This is a genomic window from Pseudofrankia coriaricola (genome assembly GCF_032027725.1).
Classification (GTDB): domain Bacteria; phylum Actinomycetota; class Actinomycetes; order Frankiales; family Frankiaceae; genus Pseudofrankia.
Map to the genome: position 1 here is coordinate 65,904 of NZ_JASNFO010000073.1, position 23,113 is coordinate 89,016.

The window sequence follows — 23,113 nt, forward strand, 5'->3', positions numbered from 1 at the left end:
ACAGGTGACACGCCCGCCAGCGGCGGTGGCGGCGTACGCGGCGCGACCGGCCCGCACGGGGTGGACGGCTCGCACAGGCCGGCACGACGGGCCGGCGGGATGTTTGACCCGGCGCAGCTGATCCGCTCGCTGCCGGAGGCGGCCAGCAAGCTGGACCCGCGGACGCTGTGGCGCAACCCGGTGATGTTCGTCGTCGAGGTCGGCGCCGTGTTCTCGACGGTGCTGGCGATCGCCGACTCGACGGTGTTCGCCTGGCTCACCGTCGCCTGGCTCTGGCTGACCGTGCTGTTCGCGAACCTCGCCGAGGCCGTCGCCGAGGGCCGCGGCCGGGCGCAGGCCGACACCCTGCGCCGCACCCGGACCGACACGGTGGCCCACCGGCTGGCCGGCTGGCGCGTGGGCGCCCCGGTAGACCCGGGCCAGGCCGAGCGGGTGCCCGCGCCCGATCTGCTGCTCGGCGACCACGTCGTCGTCGTGGCCGGCGAGGTCATCCCCGGCGACGGGGACGTCGTCGCCGGCGTCGCGAGCGTGGACGAGTCGGCGATCACCGGCGAGTCGGCGCCCGTCATCCGCGAGTCCGGCGGCGACCGGTCGTCGGTCACCGGCGGCACGAAGGTCCTCTCCGACCAGATCGTCGTGCGGATCACCCAGAAGCCAGGCCAGAGCTTCATCGACCGGATGATTCGGCTCGTCGAGGGCGCCAGCCGGCAGAAGACGCCGAACGAGATCGCGCTGAACATCCTGCTGGCGAGCCTGACCATCGTGTTCCTACTGGCGGTGGCCACGCTGCAGCCGCTGGCGATCTTCTCCCGCGCCCAGCATCCGGGCGTCGGCGACACGGGCGCGCTGGACGCCCACGGCGTCACCGGGATCGTGCTGGTCGCGCTGGTGGTCTGCCTGATCCCGACGACAATCGGCGCGCTGCTCTCGGCGATCGGCATCGCCGGCATGGACCGGCTGGTACAGCGCAACGTGCTGGCCATGTCCGGCCGGGCCGTCGAGGCCGCCGGCGACGTCAACACCCTCCTGTTGGACAAGACCGGCACGATCACCCTCGGAAACCGGCAGGCGTCGGAGTTCCTCCCGTTCGGAGGGATCACGCCCGACCTGCTGGCGGATGCGGCGCAGTTGTCGTCACTGGCCGACGAGACGCCCGAAGGCCGCTCCATCGTCGTCCTGGCCAAGGAACGGCACGGACTGCGCGAGCGCAGCCCCGGCGAGCTCGGACACGCCCGGTTCGTCCCCTTCACCGCGCAGACCCGGATGTCCGGCGTCGATCTGACCGACAGCACCGGCGACGGCGCCAGTGACGGTGCCGGTGCCGGTGACCACGGCGGTCACGGCAGCGGTGACGGTCCCGTCACCGGTGACGGGGCGGACGGGGTGTACGTGCGCCGATCGATCCGCAAGGGCGCCGCCGCGGCCGTGCTGCACTGGGTGCACGAGGAGGGCGGCACGGTCCCGGGTGGTGTCCGGGAGGCCGTCGACGAGATCTCGGCGACCGGGGGCACGCCGCTGGTGGTCGCCGAACGGGTCGCACCGGCGCCAGGCGTCGCCGGCGAGCCGCGGACCCGCGTCCTCGGCATCATCCAGCTGAAGGACATCGTCAAGCAGGGAATGCGCGAGCGATTCGACGAGCTGCGGGCCATGGGCATCCGGACCGTGATGATCACGGGTGACAACCCGCTGACCGCGAGGGCCATCGCAAACGAGGCCGGCGTCGACGACTTTCTCGCCGAGGCCACGCCCGAGGACAAGATGGCCCTGATCAAGCGGGAGCAGGCGGGCGGCAAGCTGGTCGCGATGACCGGCGACGGCACGAACGACGCCCCGGCGCTCGCCCAGGCCGACGTCGGCGTCGCCATGAACACCGGCACCTCCGCCGCCAAGGAGGCCGGGAACATGGTCGACCTCGACTCGAACCCGACGAAGCTCATCGAGATCGTCGAGATCGGCAAGCAGCTGCTCATCACCCGCGGCGCCCTGACCACCTTCTCGATCGCCAACGACGTCGCCAAGTACTTCGCGATCATCCCCGCGATGTTCGCCGCGATCTACCCGGGCCTCGACAAGCTCAACATCATGCGGCTGGCGAGCCCGGAGTCCGCGATCCTGTCCGCCGTCATCTTCAACGCGCTGATCATCATCGCGCTGGTCCCGCTCGCCCTGCGCGGCGTGCGCTACCGGCCAGCCAGCGCGTCGTCGATGCTGCGCCGCAACCTGCTCGTCTACGGAGTCGGCGGCCTCGCCGCCCCCTTCCTCGGCATCAAGATCGTCGACCTGATCATCCAGTTCATCCCGGGGATTTGACATGGTCATCCGGCTTCCGAGCTGGGCCCGCCAGCACCTCGCCGCGCTGCGCGCCCTGCTCGTACTCACCGTCATCTGTGGACTCGCCTACCCGTTCGCGCTCCTCGCCGTGGCCCAGATTCCCGGGCTGCACGGCAGGGCCGAAGGCTCGCTCATCAAGGCGGCGGACGGCACCGTCGTCGGCTCGCGGCTCATCGGCCAGCTGACCACCGACGCCGACGGCAACCCGCTGCCCGGCTACTTCCAGCCGCGGCCGTCCGCCGCCGGCGACGGCTACGACCCGACGTCGACCAGCGCGTCGAACCTCGGCCCCGAGGACATCGTCGACACCCCGGACGACCCGGCGACCGCGGACGACGAGAGCCGCCAGAGCCTGCTCACCCAGGTCTGCGCGCGCAGCAAGGCGGTCGGCGAGGCGGACGGGGTCGACGGCTCGCGGCCGTACTGCGCGCCGTCCGGCGTCGGCGCGGTACTCGCCGTGTTCTACGCCGAGCAGGGCTATCAGGGCGCGGTCACCCGGGTCGTCAGTGTCAACGAGGTCTGCCCGGCCACGCCGTTCCAGGCCACCTACGACGGCGTCGCGGTGAGCTGCCGCGAACCGGGCAAGGACATCGCGGCCGGCAAGATCGTGCCCATCCGGGGCGACGCCCCGGCGACGCCCGCCGTACCGGCCGACGCCGTCACCGCCAGTGGCAGCGGCCTCGACCCGGGCATCTCGCCGGCCTACGCCCGCCTCCAGGTCGCGCGGGTCGCCCACGACCGCGGCCTCGACCCGGCCGTCGTCGCGAAACTGGTCGACGAGCACACCACCGGCCGTGCCCTGGGGTTCATGGGTGAGCCGACAGTCAACGTCGTCGAGCTGAACTCCGCCCTCGACCGCGTCAGCAAGCCCTCCGCCCCCGCGGCCGGCTGACCAGGGACGGGTAGAGCCTGGGCCGCCCCCACGATGGCGACCCAGGTCCTGGCCTGCCCAATTTGTCCCATATGGGCACGCCTGGACCGAGATCATGGGCATCTCGGCGCGCACGGACGAATAGATGATCGTCGCGAGGGTATGCGGGCCGGCGTGGCAGTTCCCACGGGTGCCGCCCCCGGCGCGGCGCGCGGCGGCGAGGCGGCCGTCGGGTGAGCGTAGAGGCCGTGCATCCGGCTCGGGGGTGTCGGGGGTGTCAAGAAACCGTCAACAAGGATCTTCGGAGGCACCTGCCGACCCCACGATGTGGCACGGTCAGGACCACAGCGCCGGACGGGCCGGCCCAGCTCGCCCGGCGGCCGGGGTCGCCGGGCGATGACGTGCGACGGAGGTACCGGTGACGGCGCGGCCGAGGGTTCCTGGAAGCGCGCCAGACAAGGTGGGCACACCTCCCCCGGGGACCGCGGGCGGCCATGCGGACGGAGGGCCGGCACCGGACGGCGCGCCTACGCCCGCGCCTTCGCCCGCGCCCGCGAACGGGCAGGTAGAGGCAGGCGCACGTCCCGAGGCCGCGCAGGCGGCCGAACGCACGAATGCGACGCACTCCGGCTCTTCCTCGGAGGTAGCCGGGCCATCGGACGCCTCCACGCAGACCGAGTCCGCACCCCTTGAGCCACCCCTTGAGCCGCGGGCCCAGGCTGGGTCCGCCGCGATGGTGCCGCCCGAGGGATGGGACTCGTGGCGGCCGCCCGGACGGGCGCGGGCGGGCCAGCCGCCGACCCGGGCCGCCCGCTACCGGCAGGACCTGCGGAACTGGCTGTTGCAGGGGCTGGCGGACCAGTCGAAGCAGCATGCGGGCCCGCACACCCAGCCGGCCGAGGAACACCGGCGGCACCGGTGGTGGCGGGTCATGTGCCTGACCGGCGTCGACTACTTCTCCACGCTCGGCTACCAGCCGGGCATCGCGGTGCTCGCCGCCGGCGCGGTCAGCCCGATCGCGACGCTGGTGCTCGTGCTGCTCACCCTGTTCGGGGCGTTGCCGGTGTACCGGCGGGTGGCGCACGAAAGCCCGCACGGCGAGGGCTCGATCGCCATGTTGGAGCGCTTCCTGCCGTGGTGGGCCGGCAAGCTGCTGGTGCTGGCGCTGCTCGGCTTCGCCGCCACCGACTTCATCATCACGATGACCCTGTCGGCGGCGGACGCGACCGCCCACATCGTCGAGAACCCGTACACCCCGAGCGTCCTGCACGGGGAGTCGATGATCATCACGCTGGTGCTGCTCGCCTTGCTGGGAGCGGTGTTCCTGCGCGGCTTCACCGAGGCGGTGGGGATCGCGGTCATCCTCGTCGTGATCTACCTGTCATTGAACGCCGTGGTCGTGGCCGTGTCCCTCGCCAAGGTCGTGGGCGAGCCGCACGTCATCAGCGACTGGCACCAGCTGCTCGTCAACGAACATCCCAACCCGTTCCTGCTCGTCGGGTTCGCGCTGATCGTGTTTCCCAAGCTGGCGTTGGGCCTGTCCGGCTTCGAGACCGGCGTCGCCGTGATGCCGCTGATCAAGGGTGATCCCGAGGACACCGAGGCGCACCCGCGCGGCCGCATCCGGGACGCCCGCCGGCTGCTCACCACCGCCGCCGTGATCATGAGCGTGTTCCTGCTGAGCACCAGCCTGGTGACGGTGTGGCTGATCCCGGAGAAGGACTTCGACACCGGTGGGCCGGCCAACGGCCGCGCGCTCGCCTACCTGGCCCACGACCTGCTCGGCGGCGCGTTCGGCACCGTCTACGACGTCAGCACCATCTCGATCCTCTGGTTCGCCGGCGCGTCCGCGATGGCCGGCCTGCTCAACCTGGTCCCGCGCTACCTGCCCCGGTACGGCATGGCCCCGCGCTGGACCCGGGCCGTCCGCCCGCTGGTGCTGATATTCGTCGGGATCGGTTTTCTCGTCACCTGGGTGTTCGACGCGAGCGTCGACAAGCAGGGCGGGGCGTACGCGACCGGCGTGCTGGTGCTCATCACGTCGGCCTCGCTCGCCGTCACGCTGTCGTGCATGCGGCGCGACGCGGATGGGCGGCGCTCGACCCGACGGATGGTCACCTTCGGGATGATCACGGCGGTCTTCATCTACACGACGATCGCGAACGTCTTCGAACGGCCAGACGGTCTGATCATCGCGTCGATCTTCATCATCACGATCCTGCTCGTCTCGTTCGCCTCCCGTTCGGTGCGCGCGTTCGAGCTGCGGGTGACCGACATCCGAATGGACGACATCGCCCGCCGCTTCGTGGCCGAGGCCTGCTGCCTCGGCCACGACGGCGAGCCGGGCGGGCACCTGCGGCTGGTCGCGAACGAGCCCGACTCCGGGGACGAGGCCGAGTACCGCGACAAGGAGGCTCAGGTCCGCCGGGACGCCCACGTGCCGGCCGGCGACCCGCTGCTGTACGTCGAGGTCTCGATCACGGACGCGTCCGAGTTCGAGGGCGCGCTGTCGGTCATGGGCGTCGACCGGCACGGCTACCGGGTGCTGCGGCTGACCAGCGCGTCGGTCCCGAACGCCATCGCCGCGCTGATGCTTTACCTGCGCGACCTGACGGGCGCGCGCCCGCACATCTACTTCGAGTGGACGGAGGGGAACCCGTTCACGAACCTGCTGCGCTTCCTGTTCTTCGGCGTCGGCGAGGTCGCCCCGATCACTCGTGAGGTGCTGCGCGAGGCCGAGCCGGACCGTTCGCGCCGCCCCGCCGTCCACGTCGGTTGACACCCGCCCATGGACGGTTCAAGCCCCCGCCAACGGCGATGAAGTCCACCGGACGCCGAGGCGCCACCCATCTCCATGACCTACTACCTCCGCCCCCACGACCCATCGCCCACCACACCGAGACAGCCAGACATGCCTGAACAACCAGGCAGAGACGAGCAGTTGATGACGACGGGCGCCGCCGACGGTCCGCGCCGGGGAAGGCTACGTATCTACCTGGGCGCGGCGCCCGGGGTCGGCAAGACCTACGCGATGCTCTCCGAGGGGCACCGGCGGGCCGGGCGCGGGACCGACACCGTGATCGGCCTGGTGGAGGCACACGGCCGCCCGCTCACCGCCGACATGTCCGAGGGCTTCGAGACCGTCCCCCGGCGGGTCCTGCGGCACCGGGGCAGCGAGTTCACGGAGATGGACGTCGACGCGGTGGTCGCCCGCCGGCCGGCACTCGCGCTCGTCGACGAGTACGCGCACACCAACGTTCCCGGCGCCCGCAACACCAAGCGCTGGCAGGACGTCGAGGAGCTGCTCGCCGCCGGCATCGACGTCGTCACCACGCTCAACATCCAGCACCTGGAGTCACTGAACGACGTCGTCACGAAGATCACCGGGGTGCCGCAGCGAGAGACGGTCCCCGACGCCGTCGCCCGGGCCGCCGACCAGGTCGAGCTGGTCGACATGGCCCCCGAGGCACTGCGCCGCCGGATGGCGCACGGCAACGTCTACGCCGCCGACAAGGTCGACGCCGCGCTGTCGAACTACTTCCGGGTCGGGAACCTCACCGCGCTGCGCGAGCTCGCCCTGCTCTGGGTCGCCGGCCAGGTCGAGGAACAGCTCGACAGGTACCGCGCCGACCATGGCATCACCGCGACCTGGGAGGCCAGGGAGCGGGTCGTCGTCGCACTCACCGGCGGACCCGAGGGCGACACCCTGATCCGGCGCGCGGCCCGCATCGCCGCGCGCTTCCCCGGCGGCGGCGACCTGCTGGCCGTCCACGTCAGCCGCCCGGACGGCCTGGTCAGCGGCGCGGACCCGGCGGCGCTGGCCCGCCAGCGCGACCTGGTCGAAAGCCTCGGCGGCAGCTACCACCAGGTTCTCGGCGACGACGTCCCGGCCGCGCTGCTCGACTTCGCCAGGGCCGAGAACGCCACCCAGCTCGTCCTGGGCGCGAGCCGGCGCGGCCGGCTCGCCCAGGTGCTCAGCCGCGGCGTCGGCGTCACGACGACCGCCCGCTCGGGCTCGATCGACGTCCACCTCGTCACCCACGAACGGTCGAGCGCCGCCAGCGGCCGCGGGCGGCCCACCGGCGAGGAGCCGGCGGGCGGTCGCCGGCCTCACCGGCCCGGCGCGCCCGGCCACGGCCCCGGCCCCGGCCCCGGCCACAGTGGCGACCACAGGGTCGTGTACCGGCGCCAGCTGGCCGGGTTCGCGCTGGCGGCGGCCACGCTCGTGCCGCTCACGGCGGTGGCGGCGGCGACCCGCTCCGCCCTGAACCTGACGTCCGACATACTGCTCTACCTGCTGGTCGTGGTGGCGGTGGCGGTCGTCGGCGGGATCTGGCCGGCGCTGGCCGCGGCGGTCGCCTCGTCGCTGCTGCTGAACTACTACTTCGCTCCGCCGCTGCACCACTGGACGGTCGCCGAGCACAACAACACGTTCGCGCTGGTGGTGTTCGTCGCGGTCGGGGTCGCGGTCAGCCGGGTCGTCGACCTGGCCCGCCGGCGCTCTGGCCAGGCCGCTCGGGCGAGCGCCGAGGCGGAGACCCTGGCCACCCTCGCCGGCACCGTGCTGCGCAGCGAGCACCCATTGCCCGCGATCCTCGAACGGGCGCGTGAGAGCTTCGGGATGACGTCCGTGGCGCTGCTCGAGTCCTACTCACCCGACGAGGACGCCCGGACCGGACCGGCGACGCCGTCGACGACGGCCGGCGCGGCCGCGGAGCCGGCGAAGGCGAGGACGGGACGGGAGCGCTGGCGGGTCGTCGCGTCGGTGGGGCACCGGCCGTGCACGCGGCCGTCGGAGGGCGAGGTCGAGGTGCCGGCCGGTCACCGGTTCACCCTGGCGCTGCGCGGCCGTCCGCTCCCGGCCGCCGACCGGCGGCTGCTCGCCGCGTTCGCCGCCCAGGCGGCGACCGCCACCGAACGCCTCCGGCTCGCCGAGGAGGCGGCGAGCGCCAGGCCGCTCGCGGAGGCCGACCGGGTGCGCTCCGCGCTGCTCACCGCCGTCGGGCATGACCTGCGGGCGCCGCTGGCCGCCGCGAAGGCGGCCGTCACGGGGCTGCGTGCCCAGGATGTGGCCTGGTCGGACGAGGAGCGCGCCGAGCTGGTCGCGACGGCGGACGAGTCGCTCGACCGGCTGACGGCGCTGGTGGAGAACCTGCTGGACATGAGCCGGCTGCAGGCCGGGGTGCTGTCGGTGTTCCCGCGGGCGGTCCATGCCGAGGACGTCGTCGCGCTCGCGCTCGACGGCATCGGCCCGGACGCGACCGGAGTCCGTATCGGCACCGAGCCCGCGGATCATGGTCGTGACGAGATCGGCGACGTCGGCGACGTGTCTGAGGTGCCCGCGATCCGGGCCGACCCGGTGCTGCTGGAACGGGTGGTCGCGAACGTCGTCGCGAACGCGATCCGGTTCTCGCCGGCCGGAACTCCGCCGCTGATCACCACGAGCACGCTCGGCGGGCGGGTGCAGATCCGCGTCGTCGACCGCGGCCCCGGCGTGCCGGAAGCCGACCGGGACGCCATCTTCCAGCCGTTCCAGCGCCTCGGCGACACCGACAACACCACCGGCACCGGCCTCGGCCTCGCGCTCTCCCGGGGCCTGATCGAGGCGATGGACGGCACGCTCACCCCGGAGGACACCCCCGGCGGCGGCCTCACGATGGTCATCGACCTCCCCGCCGACGCGGACGGCGAACCCCGGATCGAACACGGGCCCGGGCCGGATGACGGGCCCGGGCGGGATGACGGGCCCGGGCGGGATGACGGGCCCGGCGCGGCGGCGGGCGGCGGAGACGCCGGGAGCGTCCGATGACGCGGGTGCTGATCGTCGACGACGAACCGCAGATCCTGCGCGCGATGCGGATCAACCTGCGGGCGCGCGGCTACGAGGTGGTCGTCGCCGACACCGGCGCGGGTGCCCTCTCCGCCGCCGCGTCGGCCCTCCCGGACATCGTCATCCTGGACCTCGGCCTGCCGGACATGGACGGCGTCGAGGTCATCCACGGCCTGCGCGGCTGGACCCGGGTGCCGATCGTGGTCCTGTCCGGCCGCGCCGAGAGCCGCGACAAGGTCGGCGCCCTGGACGCCGGCGCCGACGACTACATCACCAAGCCGTTCGGCATCGACGAGCTGCTCGCCCGGCTGCGCGCGGTCGGCCGCCGCGGCGGCGAGCAGGGGGCGAGCCCGATCGTCCGCTTCGGCCACATCACCGTCGACCTCGCCGCCCACCGCGTCACCCGCGCCTGGCCTTCCGCCGACGGCACGGGCGGCACGGGCGGCGCGGGCGGCGCGAACGGCACGGGCCATGCGGACGACGACGCGGACGGCCCTGACGGCACCGCCGGGCGCGTCTCGCCCGACGGCGGTGCCGGTGGTGACGTGGGCGACGGTGCCGCCGGCGAGGAGCGGGCCGACGAGATCCACCTGACGAAGACCGAATGGGGTCTGCTCAGGGTGCTGGTCAGCCATCCGGGCAAGCTCGTCACCCAGCGCCAGCTGCTCACCGAGGTCTGGGGCGCGAGGTACGAGACCGAGACCCACTACCTGCGCACCTACCTCAACCGCCTGCGCCAGAAGCTCGAGGACGACCCGGCCCGCCCCCGCCACCTGCTCACCGAACCCGGCATGGGCTACCGCTTCCAGCCTTGAGCCGGGCGGGGGATCAGCGGCGGGTGGCGCAGAGGGTGGCCATGAGGTTCTTGTCGCGGTCGACGCACGGGGTGAAGCCCTCGCCGCGGAGCAGGTTCTTGGCCGTGTCGGTGCTGACGTACTCCAGGAGGGCCGACAGCAGGCTGTCGCCAGGCGGGGTGCCGTACGTGTAGAGGTAATCGCCATCAGCCGCCTCCGGTGTGTTCAGGAAATGGCCCGCACGAACGCACTCCTCGACGGCCGACGAGCCCAGGTCACCCGCTGTGACCTCAACCACGGCGACCCAACGACCGGAACACGCCGCGACAGGCGATTGCTCGACCAGAGGGAAGTCCGGCCAGGCATTACGCGGCGCATCTGATCTGCGCCGCTCGCGGCGGGCCACAAGCGGGACAAGTGACCACCAAAAGCCGCTCCGCGACAATGATTCGCGCGGCAACCAGCTCTTGTTCCCCGAATTTCGCGTCAATTACTGTGACGCTGGTCACAATTAGCTACCAGTAAGCGCACTGCCACAAGGTATTGCACGCTGCGTGACAGACCTGCCGGACATCTGCCCAGTTCACCAGCTTGTGACTACAGCGGGTAGCTAGTTACGGTTGCTCCGCTCGCTGCAAGCACCGGTCCGGACGCCGAGTTCTGCCCCCGGCCCAGTGCCCCCTCCGAGAGATCGCCAGGGCAGAAATGGGGGAACCACGTTCCTCCGGGCTGGCGCCACGTGGCGCCAGCCCTCGGGGTTAAGTCGGCCATTCAAGGCGCTTGTTCAACGCGCCCGAAAATGACCGGCCGGGCTTCCCGGCCCGAACCCGACAGCTAACCTCACAGGCGTGCGGGAAAGATATCTCGAACAATGCGCAAGGGTCGTCATCGTAAGAAGAATGTTGTCCGCCGCCGCGGCTCCGCTGTTGTCGCCGCCGGTGTCATGACGGCCACCGCCGGCGCCGCCGTCTTCGCCGGCGCCTCTCCGGCCAGCGCCGCCTCCACCATCGTCTCGGATTCTCAGATCGCCGCCTACGCGCATTCCGCGGGCCTCGACAGCTGCCGCGTCGGCCTCGCCACCTGGGTCGCGATCGCACTCGCCGAGTCCAGCGGCAACCGCTACGCGCACGCCACCGTCGGCGAGGACTCGCGCGGCCTGTGGCAGATCAACATGCGGGCGCACGCCGGCTGGGTCGGCAGCCGCGACCTCTACGACCCGGCGACCAACGCATGGGCCGCCACCCAGGTCTGCAAGGGCTCCGGCCCCAGCGCCTGGACCACCTACACCAAGGGTGCCTACCGCGCCTACCTGGCGCGCGGCAATGCCGCCGCGAACGCCGTCGGCAGCGGCGCTGTCCTCGCCGCCCCGGTCTCCCTGGCCAAGGCCCCGGCGATCCCGGCGAATGCCTGGTACCTGTCACAGGCGGCGAACCACGCCACCTACCTGGACGCGGTCCGCCAGCTGCAGCAGAAGCTCGCGAGCCTCGGCTACACGGTCGGGGTCGACGGCTACTTCGGCCCGCAGACCAACGGTGTCGTGCGCGCCTACCAGGCCTCCCACGGCCTGCTGGTCGACGGCGTCGTCGGGCCGCAGACCCACAAGGCTCTGTTCGGCTAGTCAAGGCCCCGACCGTCGTCGGACGGTCGGAATCCCGCCGGTGGGTGAGCAATGCGGCCAGCCCGCCGGCACTCACGCCCTCCCGCGCCTCTTCCCCCTCCGGGCGCGGGAGCCCAGGAACCGCCCTGACCTTTCCCTCCTGTCGAGGTCAGGGCGGTTTCGCTGTTCAGCTCCCGTCCGCCCCGACCGACGGTCAGGTCGCCCTGCCTCCGCCGTTTCGCGTCAGGATGACCGTCCCATCCGGGTCACTTCCCGCATGCGACTCATAGTGCAGGCTCAACCGACCCGACCCCTGGAGCATCAGGGTGATGTCCTCGTCGGTGCAGACCTCGTCGCCCGGCTGCGCCGCCTCGTGAACGCGGACTGACGAGTCGTCGCCGACCTCGAGCAGCGTCACCGTCTCGGTGCAGGCGCCCGCGTACGTCGTCGCGCCGACGATGTCGCCGACCTTGCCGTCCTTGAGGTCCAGGGACATCTCGGCGCCGCCGACCGTGCCGTACCAGGTTCCGACGAAGGCGCTCGGCACCGTGGTCTCGCCCGAGCCACCGTCATGGCCGACCAGTCTCAGCACGCCGAGGACAACGCCGGCGACAACGACCAGCCCACCGACGACCAGCACGGGCAGCAGCCAGGGCCGCCTAGGGGACGGCGACGGCTGGCGGCCGGCCGACTGGTACCAGGGGTTCTGGCCAGCCGGCGGGACCTGCCCTTCCGGCGGAGCCCACTGGTATCCGGTCGCCGGCTGGTACTGCGGCGCGTACGGCTGCTGGTTCTGCTGCTCGTACGGAGGCTGGTATGGCGGCTGGTACTGCTGCTGATACGGCTGGTTCTGGCCCGCCTGCGGGTAGCCCTGGTACCAGCCCGTCGGCTGATATTGGCCCGAGTACTCCCCGGAGGGCTCCCCTGTACCCATGCGGCCCAGTCTGCCCCGGCTGCCGCCGGACGGTTCGACCGGATCGCGGAATTGTCCCCGGTATGGCCGCGCATTGGGACCACGGGCCCGCGCCGGGAACCTCGCCTAGATGGGCAGGGTGATGTGCCGGCTGGCGACATGGGCAAGCAGGGCGGCGAGGGCAGTGGCGGCGAGCGCGGCGAGCAGGCCGAGCGTGAGGGGAGGCTGCGGCAGACTGTCCAGGCCCAGCCGGCCTGCCAGCGGCGGCCCTGTGACGCCGCGCCTCAGCACCAGCTCCGCCACGGCCGCCGGAAGCAGGGCCGGCACGACCAGGGGCACGAACGCCTCCCGGCCAAGGACCCCCCGAGCGACGCCGATCAGCCATCCGGAGGCGAAGTAGCAGGCGAACAGCGCCGCGTAGGCGGCGCCCACCCGGACCAGCCCGCCGCCGCCGGACAGCCGCCGGCCGCCGGACAGCTCGTGGCGCCAGCCGAGCGTGTGGAAGGCGAGCCCCTCCAAGCCATACCCGAGAGCGATGAACAAGCCACCGGCCACCGCGATGACGACCAGCGTCACGGTGGCCGCCGAGGCGACCCGGGCGCGGGTGACACCGTTGCCGACCAGCATCGGCGCGAACGTCGACGTCATCGACAGTCCCGCGGCGAGCGGCACGAACCGCTGCCAGCCGGAGAACCCGTGCTGCCAGAGACTGTGGTCGGTCGAGCCCGCCCCGGCCACGATCCCGAGCACGATCCCGAACACGGCGGCGATCGCCAGCCACAGCAGGCCGACCCAGATCATGGTTCCGGCCGTCGTGATGGCGGCGGCGTTCGGCAGCGACGGCCGTCCGTTCCCCGCCGGGGCCGGGGACGGGGACGCGGTCGTGGTCACCGCGGTCGCCAGGTCGTCGGCGTGCTGGTCGGGGTCGGTCATGACATGCGCTCCCGCTGGTCGCCGGACTGGGGTCGGTCATTGGTCAGATAGGTGACGAGCGCGCGCAGCCCCACCGGGCCGACGCTGATCCCGGCCCGTTCCGCCGTGGTGAGCCCTTCGGGCGGCATCGGGCCGGTGAGCACGACCGAGCGGAGCCGGCCCAGGTGGCGATCGGCCACAACGGCCGTGGCATCACCGACCACGGCGCGCAGGAAATCGGCGACGGTGCCGGCCTCGCCGGTGAGCTCACGGCCGAGCGCGCGCAGCTCGGCGGGCCGCCCGGCCGCCAGCACCCGCCCGCGGCCGAGGAGGACGACATCGTCGAGCAGCCCGCCGCCGCCGTTACCCGTGCCGCCGCTGTCCTCGCGGCCGCCGTCCCCACCGGGGCTGTCGCCGCCGTGACTGTCCGTGCTGTGGCTATCCATACCGCCGCGGCCGTCCATGCCGCCGCCGTCATCGCTATCGCTATCGCCATCGCCATCGCCTTCGCCGACGGTGGCACCAGCCAGGATGATCGTGCGTGGGTGTGCGGCCTGGTCGGCGCGCAGCTCCTGATGGAACGCGGACAGGTAGTCGGGCTCCAGGTCCAGGTGCGCCTCGTCGACCATCGTCAGCGGCGCCCGGCTCGCCAGGCCGATCGTCACCGCGAGCGCCGCCCGCCGGCCGCGGGCCAGGGTGCCGACCTTCGCGCCGACGGCGACCTCGAACCGGTCGAGCAGCCTGTTCGCGAAGGCCTGGTCCCAGCGGGGACGCAGCAGGGCGACGATCTCGAGAACCTCGCGGACCGTCGTCGACTCGTCGACCCCGATCCCGCCCCGGCCGTCGACCAGACAGATCCCGCTCATCAGCCGCGCGTTCTCGTAGGGATCCTCACCGTCGACGCGCACCGTGCCGCCAGACGGGCGACGGTAGGCGGCCAGGCACGCGAGCAAGGTCGACTTCCCGGCTCCCTCACGGCCGAACAGCCCACAGACGCGGCCCGGCTCCACGGAGAACGAGACGTCGTCCAGCGTCGGTGGCGCCGTGCCACCGCCCCGATGACGGACCGCGAGCCGCTCAACGTCAACTCGATAGCTCATGCCACCAAGCTGTTCCAGCCGCCCGGTCACCGCCTACGGCCGCAGGGCTATGGCGCGGGCGACCTCGGTCGATTCCGCTGGCCGCCGCCACACGGCCCGGTCGGGCCGGGCCGGCGGGTACGGGCGGTGGCGTCTGTCTGGTGCCGCTTCGGCGAACGTTCGCCCCGTCGCCTGCGCCAGCAGGTCGAAGATCCGTCAGACGCTACGCGTCACCCTTGGCGCGCAACGTCTGACGGATCTCCAGAACTCGCGCCGTGGAGGACCGACGTTGCTTGCCACGGCCTGGCGGGTGGAGCGAGGCTACCCGGCCTCGAGGTCGGCGTCGTGGACGAGCAGGGCGATCTGCACGCGGTTGTCGAGACCGAGGCGGGTGAACAGCTTCGAGACGTAGGACTTGACGGTCGCGACGCTCATGTACAGCTCGGCGGCGATCTGGGCGTTGGACAGCCCGCGCCCGACGGCGAGCGCCACCTCGTGTTCCCGCTCGCTGAGCAGGTCGAGCGATGCGCGGGCGCGCTGGGCAGCCGCCGACCCCCGCCCCGAAACGGGGGCCGTCGCCCGTGCGGAAGCCGACGGCGACGTTTCGCCGCGCGGTGGGAAGGCCGTGGCGGCGTGCGCCATGAGGCGGCGGAGCACCGCCGGCGAAAGGATCGGGTCGCCGGCGGCGACCCGCTGGACAGCGCGGACGATCTCCGCCGGCGGGGTGTCCTTGAGCAGGAAGCCACTCGCTCCGGCCCGCAGCGCGCGCAGCGCATGCTCGTCCGTGTCGAAGGTGGTCAGGACGATGACCTCGGGCGGGTCGGCCCTGGCACGCAGCGCCTCGGTCGCCGCAAAGCCGTCGACCCGTGGCATCCGGATGTCCATGAGCACCACGTCCGGGCCGTGCGCGTCGACCGCGGCCCCCACCTCGTCACCGTCGCCCGCCTCGCCGACGACCAGCACGCCGTCCGCGCCGCCGAACACCATGGCGAGCGCCGTCCGGACCAGCGGGTCGTCGTCGACGACCAGCACCCGTACCGGCGCGGCCTGGTCGAGCCTGTCGGTCGTGCCGGGCACGGCTGGCCGCTGAGGACCTGTCACCCGTCACTCCCGCCAAGCCCGCGCACGGCACCGGCACCGGCACCGGCACTGTGACCGTCGCCGTGACCGTCACCAGAACCGCTGCCAGCGCCCTCGCCGACGACGTCACTTCCACCGTCACCGGCGTTGGCATTGACGCCGCCGATGTCGCCGTCCTCAATGGGCACCCAGGACAGCCAGGCACACAGGCGGAACTCACCGTCCGAGGTCACCTCGTGCCGGAGCGTCCCGCCGGCCTGTGCTGCCCGCTCAGCCAACCCGACCAGCCCTGTCCCTCCGACCAGCCCTGTCCCTCCGACTGGCCCCGCCCCTTCGACTGGCCCTGCCCCTCCGACCAGCCCGGGCCGGGCAGCCGTCTCGGTGCCTGTGGAGCGGTCCGTTGGGTTACGAGCCTCGATGCGCAGCCCGCTGGCGGCCGAGCCGTCGACCAGCACCGTGACCGGCTGCCCAGGCGCGTGCTTACGGGCATTGGTCAGCGCTTCCTGCACGATCCGGTATCCGCCGCGGCCAGCGACCGGCCACACCGTGTGCGGCTCGGTCAGATAGTAGGAGGCCAGGACGGTGGTACCCGCGCGGCGGGACTCGTCGACGAGGCCCGCCAGGTCCGAGAGACCAGGGGCGGCCGGAACCGCTGGAACCGGCGCGTGATCCCCAGTACGTCCAGCACCCTCGCCGTCGTCCGCCCGCTCGTCCTGGCGCGCCAGGAGTACGGGCCCGGCGTCGCCCTGGCGCGGCAGCGGCTCGGGCTTGAGCCCGGGCTCGGCGTCGTCCCGCCGGAGCAGGCCGATCACCTGGCGCAGCTCGACGAGGGCCTGCCGGGCGCTGGCCCGGACCACGCCGGCGGCCTGGGCGACCTGCTCGGGCGGCGCGTTCGGCCGGAACTCGAGCGCGCCCGCGTGCAGGCTCAGCAACGACAGCCGGTGGCCGAGCACGTCGTGCATCTCGCGGGCGATCCGGAGCCGCTCCAGCCGGCGGGCGTCGGCTATCCGATGGTGCTGCTCGGCCTCGGCGAGCGCCGCCCGCTCCCGCCAGGAGACCACCAGCTGCCGCCGGGCGCGCACGAACATCCCCCACCCGGTCACCCCGGCCGTCACCCCGAACCCGAGCAGCACCTCGCCCGCGTACGGCAGCTGGGGGTCGGGCCAGACCAGCGGATAGACGAAGCTGGGCAGCCAGAAGACGCCGGCCACCGCGGCGGTCACCGACGGCCGTCGGTGCACGGCGACGCTGAACATCAGGACCAGAGCGCCAATGGACGACGACGCGGAGAACGTCCCGAAGACGGTGGCCGCGAGCGTGAGCGGCACCGGCCAGCGCCGCCGCCACCACAGCGCCCCGCAGGTCACCAGCCCCGCCGCCAGGTCGGCGGCGCGCAGCCCCCGCGGCACGTTGGGCACCTGCTCGATAAGCGGCGCCCACACCGCGAGCCCGCCCCAGACAGCGACCACGAAAAGGACCACATCCACGGCCCAGTCCCGCGCGGACCGGGGTGCCGGCCGGCCGTCACCCCGCGTAGCGGTGATCTCCTGGGTGAGCAGGGCCGGCAGCAGCCAGCGGTACTCCACTCGGCGCACCCCGACGCGCCCGCCGGTGCCCACCGCGCCCATGTGCGGCAGCGTACGGGGTCGTCACATCGTCCGGAACCACCCGAAGGGTGCTACCAAAGTCGACGCCCGGCCGTCGACGCCCGGCCGTCGGCGCTCGGCCGCCAACACTGGTCGTCGACATTCGTCAGGCGACATTCGGGCCCGCCTTGGCGGGAGGTCATCAGAGCTGGTCGACGGCGGTGACGGTGAGCGCGGCGGCACCGAGCTCGTCGGAGGCGGCGAGGTCGACCTCCGCGCTGATGCCCCAGTCATGGTCGCCGGCCGGGTCGTCGAAGATCTGGCGCAGCAGCCATTTCCCGCGCTCGGTGGCCGTGTCGACGATGAGCATCTTCGGGCCGCGGGCATCGGCGCCGGTGCCGATCTCGCGGTGCTCCTCGAAATACGGCTCGAGCGCGTCCTCCCAGGCCCCGGCGTTCCAGCCGGATTCGGCGTCCAGCTCGCCGAGGTCGTAGTAACGGCGCAGCGCCGCCAGCTCCACCCGGCGGAACAGCGCGTTGCGGACGAGGACGCGGAAGGCGCGGACGTTCTTCGTGACGGCCGGAGGCTTGTCGGTGAGGCGGTCGCCGTGCTCGATCGCCGCGGCGGCGGCGAGGTCGCCCTGGGTGGGGTTGCGCAGCCGTTCCCACTCGTCGAGCAGGCTCGAGTCGACCTGGCGGACCAGCTCGCCGAGCCATTCGATGAGGTCCGTGAGCTCCTCGGTGCGGGCCGCGTCCGGAACCGTCTGGCGCACCGCCTTGTACGCGTCGGCGAGATAACGCAGCAGCAGGCCTTCGGAGCGGGCCAGACCGTAGAACTGGATGTACTCGGCGAACGTCATCGCCCGCTCGTACATGTCGCGCACGACCGTCTTCGGCGAGAGCTCGTAGTCGTCGACCCACGGGTGGCCGCGCCGGTAGATCTCCAACGCGCCCGTGAGCAGCTCGTCGAGCGGCTTCGGGTAGGTGACCTCCTGCAGGGCCTCCATCCGGTCGTCGTACTCCATGCCCTCGGCCTTCATCGCCGCGACGGCCTCGCCACGCGCCTTGAACTGCTGCGAGGACAGCACCTGGCGCGGGTTGTCGAGCGTCGACTCGATGACGGACAGCGCGTCGAGCGGATAGTCGGGCGCCTCCTTGTCGAGCAGTTCGAGGGCGCCGAGCGCGAACGGCGAGAGCGGCTGGTTGAGCGCGAAGTCGAACTGCAGGTCGACGGTGAGCCGGATCGTGCGGCCCTCCGCGTCCGGCTCGTCGAGCTTCTCGACGACGCCGGCGGCGAGCAGCGCCCGGTAGATCGCGATCGCCCGGCGGATGTGCTTCCGCTGTGTGGCCCGGTCCTCGTCGTTGTCGGTGAGCAGGTGGCGCATCGCGGTGAACGCGTCGCCGGGCCGGGAGATGACGTTCAGCAGCATCGAGTGGGTGACCCGGAAATGCGAGGTCAGCGGCTCCGGCTCGGCGGCGACGAGCCGCTCGTAGGTCGGCTGGCCCCAGCCGGCCTGGCCCTCCGGCGGCTTCCTGCGGACGACCTTGCGGCGCTTCTTCGGGTCGTCGCCGGCCTTCGCCAGCGCCTTCTCGTTCTCGATGACATGCTCGGGCGCCTGCACGACGACGTAGCCGGCGGTGTCGTAGCCGGCCCGGCCGGCCCGGCCGGCGATCTGGTGGAACTCGCGGGCGGTCAGGACCCGGTTCCTCGTCCCGTCGTATTTCGAGAGCGACGTGAACATGACCGAGCGGATCGGGACGTTGATGCCGACACCGAGGGTGTCCGTCCCGCAGATGACCTTCAGTAGGCCGGCCTGGGCGAGGATCTCCACCAGCCGGCGGTACTTCGGCAGCATCCCGGCGTGGTGCACGCCGATCCCGTGGCGAACGAGGCGGGACAGCGTCTTGCCGAACCCGGAGGTGAACCGGAAGCCCCCGATCGCCGCCGCGATCTGCTCCTTCTCGGCCTTCGTCGCGACGTTGATGCTGGTCAGCGCCTGGGCGCGCTCCAGCGCCGCCGCCTGGGTGAAGTGGACGATGTAGACGGGAGCCTGGTGGGTGGAGAGGAGCTCCTCGATCGTCTCCTGCAGCGGCGTGACGACGTACTTGAAGTACAGCGGGACCGGCCGGTGCACGGAACGGACGACGGCGGTCGGGCGATCGGTGCGCCGGGTCAGGTCCTCGTCGAACCGGGTGACGTCGCCCAGCGTCGCCGACATGAGGATGAACTGCGCCCGCGACAGCTCGATCAACGGAACCTGCCAGGCCCAGCCGCGGTCCGGGTCGGCGTAGAAGTGGAACTCGTCCATCACGACCTGGCCGACGTCCGCCGCCGAGCCCTCCCGCAACGCCAGGTTCGCCAGGATCTCCGCCGTGCAGCAGATGATCGGCGCCTTCTCGTTGACGCCCGCGTCACCGGTGATCATGCCGACGTTCTCGGCGCCGAAGATCTCGATCAGCGCGAAGAACTTCTCGGAGACCAGCGCCTTGATGGGCGCGGTATAGAAGGAGCGCCGCCCCGTCGCGAGCGCCGCGAAGTGCGCCCCCGCCGCCACCATGCTCTTCCCCGAGCCCGTCGGGGTGGACAGGATGACGTGCGCGCCGGAGACGATCTCGATCAGCGCCTCCTGCTGGTGCGGGTAGAGGCTCAGGCCCTGTTCCCCGGCCCATTCCTCGAAGGTCGCGTAGATCGCGTCCTCACCGAGCGGGTCCGCGCGGGCAGCGGCCAGGCCGCCCGGCGGCAGGGCATCAACGAGATCGGTCGTCGCAAGCGTCATGGTGCTTCCGATCGTGCCTGACATTCCGGCCCGCTGGCCGGCTACCCGATGATCCTCCTACCCCGACGATCCTCCGCCACCCCAGTCGCCGCCGGCCAGCGAGGGTCCGCGGCCAGCCGGTAGGGCCGCTCGCCGGTACCGATCGTTCGCCAGGCGTTCCCGAGGGCGGACGCCGGCCGGGCGAGAATCGAGCCGTGCGTGCCCGTTTGAGCCGTCCGCGTCCATCGCCACCGCTGTCACCGTGGCCGCTGTCACGACGGCCGCTGCCACCGCGGCCACCGCGGCCACCGCGGCCGTCGCGGCCGCCGCGGTGGCCGTCGTCGCCACGGCTGCTGTCGATATGTGGGTGACGCTCCTCGCGGTGATCGCTGGAGCTGTCGCGCTCGTGGGCCTGGTGATCGGCGCGGCCGAGCTCCCGCACTGGGCCGCGTCCCGCCGGCATCTCGGACGACGCGCGGGGTGCCAGGCGCAAGCCGGCGCGACGGCGCCCGAGCCACCGGCCGAGGCCCGGGGAATCAGGGAGACCCTGCTCGTTCTCGGGTATCCGACGGCCCGCGACGGACGGATACACCCCCTGCAGCGATGGCGTACCGAGATCGCGGTCCGGTCGATGAGCAGCGATGGCGACGAGGTCGGCCGCGATGTGGACGTGCCCGTGGGCGCGGTCGACACTCTGCTGGTCTTCAGCGGGGCCGCCACGCGGGGCGCGGCAGCCGCGGAGGCCGAGGTGATGGCCCACTATGCGCGCGAGGTGCTCGGAGTCCCCGCGGAACAGATCGCCTTGGAGACACGGGCGCACACCACCAAGCAGAATCTCGCGTTCGCGATGGCCTACCTGGAATCGGCGACAACCATCAAGATTGTCTCCGACCCGCTGCACGCTGCCCGAGCCCGCCTTTACCTCCGCCAACTCCGCCCCGACCTGGCATCCCGCCTCATTCCCGCCGACGACTACCGTCCTCTGGAAAATCTCCACCTAAAACTCGGCACTGTCGCCTACGAAGTAACCCGCCCCCTCCTCCGCCACGTCATGCCACCGCTGCGCGCCTGGCACCGTCGGCACTTCTCCTGACCCCCTCGACGCCCACGGCGGCGGAGTGGCCGCGAAGACCGGGAGCCGCTCCGCGGCGACGCCCTCTGGAGGGCCTCAACAGGCGGATACCGTCGGCTATGCGCCCACGCCCGAAGATGATCGTCCTGGTGGGAGTTGACGGGTCGGGGAAGTCGACGGCGGCGAAATGGCTGGCCCGGGAGTTGACGGCGTCTGGGACTCCGGCGCGGTACTTCGAGAACGGGGGCGGCCGGCCAGTCATCGATCCCCTGGCCCGGCGGCTCGGCCGCCGGGACGGGCGACATCTGCTCGGGCCGCGCGGCTACCTGGCGGTCGAGGCGCTCATCCGCTGGATCGCGATGTCCCTGGCGGTCACGACGTCCATGCTGGCCCGTCGGGTCGCTGTCATGGATCGCTACGCCTACTGCCAGTACGCCATCATGCGGGCGCGCGGCGACAGCGCGCGCCGCGAAGGTGACGAGGGCGACGAGGCCGGCGGCCGTGCGGAGCGCCTGGTGCGCGCCCTCTACTCCGTGTTCCCTCGCCCCGACGTCACCTTCTATTTGGCGGTCCCGGCGGACGAGGCCGCCCGCCGGGTCGAGGCCCGAGGCCGCGATCTCGAGGACCCGGCCTACCTGGCCGCCTTCGACGCCGCCTACCGCTCCCTTCCCGAATTCCCCACGTTCACCGAGATCGACGCGTCCGTCGGCGTCGACCCGGTCGCCGCCGCGCTCCGAGATCACCTGGCGACCCTCCGATGACCACCAGCCGCGGGGGCAGATCGAGAAGTTCCGCATCCCGCGCGGGATGTCTCAGGGGCCGCAGACGGCGGGGTCGGGCTCGAACATGAGCTGCTCGGGAAGGTGGCGCAGGATGATGCCGTCGGCGTTGACGTCGTAGATGTCGTGCAGGTTGCCGATCTCGCCGGTGGGGAGGAGGACTCGGTCGTCCCGGCGGACGGGGTCGGCCCGTACCCAGCTGTCGAACACCGCCAGGTCGAGGTGGCCGTCCTGGAAGTAGTTCACCAGTCGCCGGTACAGCTTCGGGAACATGATCAGGGTGGACAGGTCGGTGACGCCGCGCGGCCGGACCCGGCTGGTCATGGTCAGATCCTCCTTGGGCCAGAACCCGCCTCCGTCGGCGCGGGCCGTGGTCACCAGCCGGCGCAGCCGTTCGATCAGCGGGAGCGGCATGGTCGAGTAGGGCTCGACGTAGGCGAGGCCGGCGCGGACCTGGCCGGCGTTCACGCTGGCCTCCAGCAGCTCCTCGTTGACGAATACCCGGTCGCCGTTCTGGGCGTCCATGGTCGGCTCCCCGGCGTACACCAGGCCGAGCACCCTCCCGTTGCTCTCGATCCCGTTGGCCAGCACGTATCCGCGGATCGGGTGGTTCTGGGCCGAGCGCACCTTGTTCGGCTGCGTGTCCCAGAACTCCGCCTCGCCGAACCCGAGTTCGTCGAGCATCTGGTCGCGGGCGGCACGCCCGAAGGTCAGATCCTGGTGCGCGCCCGCGAAGTGGGTCTCCAGGGTGTCGATCCCCTCGAAGCGGACGGGGTAGGTGCCCAGGTGGCGGCGGTCCGGCCCGACGTTGCTGAAGCGCTGCAGCGCGCGGACGAGCGCGTCGGTGTCCGGCAGGAAGTTGACCGTGTCGCCGTCCGGCTCGGGCCCGTTCCGGGGCAGATCGGGGTAAAGGATGTAGAAATCACCGGTGATCAGCGTGTAACGCGGACCTGGCATCAGCGGAATCCTTCCAGGAGAACAGGACGAGATCTGAAATCCGCGATCGCGCGAGGCGGCGGAGGGAACGTGTGAGGCGGCGGAGGGAACGACACGAGACGACGCGGGTAAGACTTTCCGTCCTCCAGAAGGCATACAACGATGGCGGGAATGAGCCGGGACAGAACAGGGCCGCCGGCGCCGGAACCACCGTGTCTTCGCTCTAGTTTCGCCGGCCCGTCGAGCGGATGCCAGACCGGCGAGCCGAGTCTCACGACGGAGAAGTTTGACGCGAAGGCGACCTCGGCGCGGATGACCTCTTTGCATTGAAGGCCCCGTTTAGGAAGTATCTGTCCAGATATTTCCAGATACTTTCGGAGATAACTCCGCCGCCCCGGCGGCTCCGCGCCGACGTCAGCGGTAGCCACCGCCTGGCGGTCCGCCCAGGGCGCCGTCCGCCCGCCCGTTGACGGGCCCTCGCCGCTCGGATACCCGTCTGGCCTGCCGCCCGGCGATCCGCCCCTGTTCCGGCCTGGGCTTGGGGCGTCCGTCCGCCTGTCCGTCTGGGGCCTGTGGGT

At 72.0% G+C, this 23,113-nt stretch carries 16 protein-coding genes and 1 riboswitch; of the genes, 8 read left to right on the forward strand and 8 right to left on the reverse strand.

What is annotated here, in order from left to right; all coding sequences use genetic code 11:
* The first annotated feature begins 99 nt into the window (after window positions 1-99).
* From kdpB to QOZ89_RS32735, 5 genes are all read left to right on the forward strand, one after another.
* The gene (gene kdpB / locus QOZ89_RS32715) at window positions 100-2,310 is read left to right on the forward strand and encodes a potassium-transporting ATPase subunit KdpB (protein ID WP_312627580.1); all 2,211 of its coding nucleotides are present in this window, start codon (window positions 100-102) and stop codon (window positions 2,308-2,310) included.
* A 1-nt stretch (window position 2,311) separates the two neighbouring features.
* Window positions 2,312-3,223 (forward strand): potassium-transporting ATPase subunit C, encoded by a 912-nt coding sequence (locus QOZ89_RS32720; protein ID WP_312627527.1) that lies wholly within the window; start codon window positions 2,312-2,314, stop codon window positions 3,221-3,223.
* A gap of 712 nt (window positions 3,224-3,935) precedes the next feature.
* Entirely contained in the window at window positions 3,936-5,981 is a 2,046-nt protein-coding gene (locus QOZ89_RS32725; RefSeq protein ID WP_241842400.1) for an amino acid permease, read from the forward strand.
* A 165-nt stretch (window positions 5,982-6,146) separates the two neighbouring features.
* The gene (locus QOZ89_RS32730; protein WP_312627529.1) at window positions 6,147-9,011 is read left to right on the forward strand and encodes a sensor histidine kinase; all 2,865 of its coding nucleotides are present in this window, start codon (window positions 6,147-6,149) and stop codon (window positions 9,009-9,011) included.
* Window positions 9,008-9,847, forward strand: coding sequence for a response regulator (locus QOZ89_RS32735; RefSeq protein WP_312627531.1), 840 nt, complete (start codon window positions 9,008-9,010; stop codon window positions 9,845-9,847). Before QOZ89_RS32730 ends, QOZ89_RS32735 begins: the two co-directional genes overlap by 4 nt.
* A 13-nt stretch (window positions 9,848-9,860) precedes the next feature.
* On the opposite strand, the gene QOZ89_RS32740 is transcribed toward QOZ89_RS32735, so the two are convergent.
* Window positions 9,861-10,124 (reverse strand): hypothetical protein, encoded by a 264-nt coding sequence (locus QOZ89_RS32740; RefSeq protein ID WP_312627533.1) that lies wholly within the window; start codon window positions 10,122-10,124, stop codon window positions 9,861-9,863.
* A 384-nt stretch (window positions 10,125-10,508) separates the two neighbouring features.
* Window positions 10,509-10,690: riboswitch (cyclic di-AMP (ydaO/yuaA leader) on the forward strand.
* A 7-nt stretch (window positions 10,691-10,697) separates the two neighbouring features.
* Here QOZ89_RS32740 and QOZ89_RS32745 point away from each other — a divergent pair.
* Window positions 10,698-11,444: a peptidoglycan-binding protein gene (locus tag QOZ89_RS32745; protein ID WP_071054008.1), complete on the forward strand. Its 747-nt coding sequence runs from the start codon at window positions 10,698-10,700 to the stop codon at window positions 11,442-11,444.
* Window positions 11,445-11,637: 193 nt separating this feature from the next.
* Here the strand turns inward: QOZ89_RS32745 and QOZ89_RS32750 are convergent, their stop codons facing one another.
* The 6 genes from QOZ89_RS32750 to QOZ89_RS32775 form a co-directional block, all read right to left on the reverse strand.
* Complete coding sequence (locus tag QOZ89_RS32750) at window positions 11,638-12,357, reverse strand: hypothetical protein (RefSeq protein WP_071054007.1); 720 nt, start codon at window positions 12,355-12,357, stop codon at window positions 11,638-11,640.
* Between the two features lie 105 nt (window positions 12,358-12,462).
* The gene (locus QOZ89_RS32755) at window positions 12,463-13,269 is read right to left on the reverse strand and encodes a hypothetical protein (protein ID WP_312627536.1); all 807 of its coding nucleotides are present in this window, start codon (window positions 13,267-13,269) and stop codon (window positions 12,463-12,465) included.
* Entirely contained in the window at window positions 13,266-14,348 is a 1,083-nt protein-coding gene (locus QOZ89_RS32760; protein WP_312627538.1) for an ATP-binding cassette domain-containing protein, read from the reverse strand. Before QOZ89_RS32760 ends, QOZ89_RS32755 begins: the two co-directional genes overlap by 4 nt.
* Window positions 14,349-14,648: 300 nt before the next feature.
* Window positions 14,649-15,428: a response regulator gene (locus QOZ89_RS32765; RefSeq protein ID WP_312627540.1), complete on the reverse strand. Its 780-nt coding sequence runs from the start codon at window positions 15,426-15,428 to the stop codon at window positions 14,649-14,651.
* Complete coding sequence (locus QOZ89_RS32770; RefSeq protein ID WP_312627542.1) at window positions 15,425-17,035, reverse strand: sensor histidine kinase; 1,611 nt, start codon at window positions 17,033-17,035, stop codon at window positions 15,425-15,427. Before QOZ89_RS32770 ends, QOZ89_RS32765 begins: the two co-directional genes overlap by 4 nt.
* 160 nt (window positions 17,036-17,195) lie before the next feature.
* A complete protein-coding gene (locus QOZ89_RS32775) occupies window positions 17,196-19,769 on the reverse strand; it encodes a DEAD/DEAH box helicase (protein WP_116271847.1) in 2,574 nt (857 codons plus the stop codon).
* A gap of 241 nt (window positions 19,770-20,010) precedes the next feature.
* Here QOZ89_RS32775 and QOZ89_RS32780 point away from each other — a divergent pair, with 241 nt between their 5' ends.
* Both QOZ89_RS32780 and QOZ89_RS32785 read left to right on the forward strand, forming a co-directional pair.
* Window positions 20,011-20,841, forward strand: a complete 831-nt coding sequence (locus QOZ89_RS32780) for a YdcF family protein (protein ID WP_312627545.1) — start codon at window positions 20,011-20,013, stop codon at window positions 20,839-20,841.
* A 98-nt stretch (window positions 20,842-20,939) separates the two neighbouring features.
* Window positions 20,940-21,581 carry a dTMP kinase gene (locus tag QOZ89_RS32785; protein WP_312627547.1) on the forward strand — a complete coding sequence of 214 codons (642 nt, stop codon included), beginning with the start codon at window positions 20,940-20,942 and terminating at the stop codon, window positions 21,579-21,581.
* A gap of 51 nt (window positions 21,582-21,632) precedes the next feature.
* On the opposite strand, the gene QOZ89_RS32790 is transcribed toward QOZ89_RS32785, so the two are convergent.
* Window positions 21,633-22,556 carry a thermonuclease family protein gene (locus tag QOZ89_RS32790; RefSeq protein WP_312627549.1) on the reverse strand — a complete coding sequence of 308 codons (924 nt, stop codon included), beginning with the start codon at window positions 22,554-22,556 and terminating at the stop codon, window positions 21,633-21,635.
* Between the last annotated feature and the right edge of the window lie 557 nt (window positions 22,557-23,113).

What these genes read in the sequence shown, in the direction of transcription:
- kdpB (WP_312627580.1), top strand. Translation starts at nt 100, where the DNA reads ATGTTTGACCCGGCGCAGCTGATCCGCTCGCTGCCGGAGGCGGCCAGC.
- QOZ89_RS32720 (WP_312627527.1), top strand. Translation starts at nt 2,312, where the DNA reads ATGGTCATCCGGCTTCCGAGCTGGGCCCGCCAGCACCTCGCCGCGCTG.
- QOZ89_RS32725 (WP_241842400.1), top strand. Translation starts at nt 3,936, where the DNA reads ATGGTGCCGCCCGAGGGATGGGACTCGTGGCGGCCGCCCGGACGGGCG.
- QOZ89_RS32730 (WP_312627529.1), top strand. Translation starts at nt 6,147, where the DNA reads ATGACGACGGGCGCCGCCGACGGTCCGCGCCGGGGAAGGCTACGTATC.
- QOZ89_RS32735 (WP_312627531.1), top strand. Translation starts at nt 9,008, where the DNA reads ATGACGCGGGTGCTGATCGTCGACGACGAACCGCAGATCCTGCGCGCG.
- QOZ89_RS32745 (WP_071054008.1), top strand. Translation starts at nt 10,698, where the DNA reads ATGCGCAAGGGTCGTCATCGTAAGAAGAATGTTGTCCGCCGCCGCGGC.
- QOZ89_RS32750 (WP_071054007.1), bottom strand. Translation starts at nt 12,357, where the DNA reads ATGGGTACAGGGGAGCCCTCCGGGGAGTACTCGGGCCAATATCAGCCG.
- QOZ89_RS32755 (WP_312627536.1), bottom strand. Translation starts at nt 13,269, where the DNA reads ATGACCGACCCCGACCAGCACGCCGACGACCTGGCGACCGCGGTGACC.
- QOZ89_RS32760 (WP_312627538.1), bottom strand. Translation starts at nt 14,348, where the DNA reads ATGAGCTATCGAGTTGACGTTGAGCGGCTCGCGGTCCGTCATCGGGGC.
- QOZ89_RS32770 (WP_312627542.1), bottom strand. Translation starts at nt 17,035, where the DNA reads ATGGGCGCGGTGGGCACCGGCGGGCGCGTCGGGGTGCGCCGAGTGGAG.
- QOZ89_RS32775 (WP_116271847.1), bottom strand. Translation starts at nt 19,769, where the DNA reads ATGACGCTTGCGACGACCGATCTCGTTGATGCCCTGCCGCCGGGCGGC.
- QOZ89_RS32785 (WP_312627547.1), top strand. Translation starts at nt 20,940, where the DNA reads ATGCGCCCACGCCCGAAGATGATCGTCCTGGTGGGAGTTGACGGGTCG.
- QOZ89_RS32790 (WP_312627549.1), bottom strand. Translation starts at nt 22,556, where the DNA reads ATGCCAGGTCCGCGTTACACGCTGATCACCGGTGATTTCTACATCCTT.